2 protein-coding genes and 1 pseudogene are annotated in these 2,545 nt (G+C 73.4%); 1 reads left to right on the forward strand and 2 read right to left on the reverse strand.

Going from position 1 to position 2,545, the window contains the following annotated elements; translation table 11 throughout:
• Positions 1-120: 120 nt before the first annotated feature.
• Both VN520_RS04455 and VN520_RS04460 read right to left on the reverse strand, forming a co-directional pair.
• Positions 121-699, reverse strand: a complete 579-nt coding sequence (locus VN520_RS04455; RefSeq protein WP_325745518.1) for a TetR/AcrR family transcriptional regulator — start codon at positions 697-699, stop codon at positions 121-123.
• A gap of 10 nt (positions 700-709) precedes the next feature.
• Positions 710-2,041, reverse strand: coding sequence for a glycoside hydrolase family 1 protein (locus tag VN520_RS04460; RefSeq protein ID WP_325745519.1), 1,332 nt, complete (start codon positions 2,039-2,041; stop codon positions 710-712).
• A 188-nt stretch (positions 2,042-2,229) separates the two neighbouring features.
• Between VN520_RS04460 and VN520_RS04465 the strand changes: the two are divergent.
• A pseudogene (locus tag VN520_RS04465) lies at positions 2,230-2,545 on the forward strand (beta-N-acetylhexosaminidase); the annotation flags it as partial.

Raw genomic sequence — 2,545 nt, forward strand, 5'->3', positions numbered from 1 at the left:
CCTCCGCCCCGGCCTGATCCCGCCACGGCCGCTCCCGGCGCCGCCGCCCCCTGCCCCGCCGCTTCCCGGCCGGAGGGCGAAGGGGCGGGAGCACCGGCACCGCCGGCGCCCCCGCCTCCCTCAGTTCTCCGCCCCGAGGGCGAGCAACCGCATGATGTCGTCGATCGGCTGCTCCATGTCCGTCGTACGGTCGATGAGCCACTGGAGCTGGATGCCGTCGGCCACCGCGAGCAGCAGGACCGCCAGCCGCTCGGCGGGGATCTCCGTGGTCATCCGCCCTTCGTCCATGCGCTTCTGGACGAAGCCGGCGACGCGCTCACGCAGGGCCGGATAGCGCTCCGCGAAGTGCGCGTGTGCGGGGTGCTCCGGGTCGCCGGCCGCCGCCGCCATGGAGACGAACAGCTCCACCAGGCCCGGGGTCCGTGCGCCCTCCCGGATGATCTCGCGATAGCTCTCGGGGCTGGTGCGCTCGTCCTGGCGCACCCGGGCGGTCTCGTCGCGCATCCGGAGGACCTGGGTGAGCAGGTCCTCCTTGGAGCTGAAGTAGTGCATCAGGCCGGGCAGGCTGAGACTGCACTTGGCGGCCACCTTGCGCAGCGACGTGCCCCGGTATCCCTCGGTGGCGAAGATCTCCAGGGCCGCCTGCAGGATCTCGGTGCGCTTCGCCTCGCCCTTTTCGTACGGGCCCCGTTTCGCCATGCCCAGCAGCCTAACCGGCACTGCGGGCACGGGCGGGCCCGGCCGCCGGGAGCCCGTCGTGCCCATGGGGCCCGTCCTGCCCGCCGGAACCGTCGGGCAGGCGGCCGGACCGGGCGAGTGCGCCGAGCCACTCGGCGGAGGGCTTGGGGGTGCGGGCGAAGGTCTGCGGGTCGACCGCGATCAGCCCGAACGTCGGCCGGTAGGAGCCCCATTCGTAGTTGTCGAGGGCGCTCCAGTGCAGATAACCACGGACGTCGATCCCGTCCCGCATGGCCGAGGCGAGGCTCGCCAGCGCGGCCGTGGTGTAGGTGATGCGCTGGTCGTCGTCGGCCGTGGCGATGCCGTTCTCCGTGACCAGGACCGGGACGTGCGGGCCGACGACCTCCGCGGTGTGCCGGACGGCCTCTCCCAGCGCCTCCGGGTAGACCTCCCACCCGGTCAGTGTGGTGGGGGCGCCCTGCGGGACGGGCAGCGGGCCCTCGTTGCCGATGCGGTGGCGGGTGTACGCCTGGACGCCGATCCAGTCGTCCTCGCGGGCGGCCTCCAGGTAGACGTCCTCACGCGGCCGGGCATACGCCTTCATGGCCTCCGCGGCGCCGGGTTCGGCCTGGTAGGCCTGGTTGGCGACCGTCCACCCCACCTGGAGCGTGGGGTCGGCGGCCTTCAGCACGGCGGTGGCGGCCCGGTGGGCGCGGATGAGCGCCTGGGTGACGGAGGCGTCCGGTTCCGCCGAACCCGGGTCGAGTGCGACGCCGGTCCGCTCACCGCCCGCCGGCCCGCCGCCGCTGTCACCGTCCGCCGGGAGGCCGGCCCCGCGCAGCAGGGTGTGCATCAGCGCGATCATGTTCGGTTCGTTGATGGTGGCCACGTGCCGGACGCCCGGCAGGAGGATGTCCACGGCGATGCCCGCGTACGAGGCGAACAGGTCCGCCGAGTCGGGCGAGGCCCAGCCGCCGAGGGCGCTGAACCACCGCGGCGAGGTGAAGTGGTGCAGAGTCACCAGTGGTGTCAGACCCCGCTCCAGCGCTCCGCACACCATGGCGCGGTAGTGCGCGACGGCCGCAAGCGATATCTGTCCGCGCTCGGGTTCGATACGGGCCCACTCGATGCTGAACCTGTAGGCGTTGAAGCCGAGTCCGCTGAGCAGGTCCATGTCCTCGGGCCAGCGGTGGAAGCTGTCGGCCGCGTCTCCGCTGCGCTCTGCCACGAAGGTGCCGGGCCGGTTCTCGACGGCCCACCAGTCGCTGGAGACGTTGTTCCCCTCGACCTGGTGGGCGGAGGTGGAGGCGCCCAGCAGGAAGCCTTCCGGGAGTGCGAGTCCGGGCCCGGTCGGGGGCGTCATAGGAGAGCTCCTTCCGCATCGGAGCGGGGGCCGCAGAGGTCTGCTCCCCCGCTCCCTGAAAAGCGTTCATTGATCGGTTTTCGTGTTAGCGTACAGGCGCACCTGGCCCGCAGGAAGAGGCAACGGCCTCGGCGCACCGCCCCAGGAGGCCGGGCCGCGCGTCCGTGGAGCAGCCGGTGGAGGAGACCATGAACGCCGTCATTCCCCAGCCCGTGCGGCAGGACACAGCGGTTCCCGCGCCGGGGCCGCACCCCGCCGGGCCCTGGCGGGTCCACGCGTCCGACGACCGCCTCGCCGCGACGGCCGGGTCCGTCCGGGCCCTGCTCGAACCCCACCTGGGCGCCGGCGCATCCGGCCCCGCCACGCCCGCCGTCCTCACGCTCGCCCTCGACGGGACGCTCCCGCCGTACGGCGGGACCGTGGGCGTCGCCCCCTGCGGCGCGGGCGAGCCCGTGGACGAGTCCTACCGGCTCACGGTCACCGGGTCCGGCATCACCTGCCTGG

Origin of the sequence: Streptomyces sp., assembly GCF_035563135.1 — a bacterium.
GTDB lineage: Bacteria > Actinomycetota > Actinomycetes > Streptomycetales > Streptomycetaceae > Streptomyces.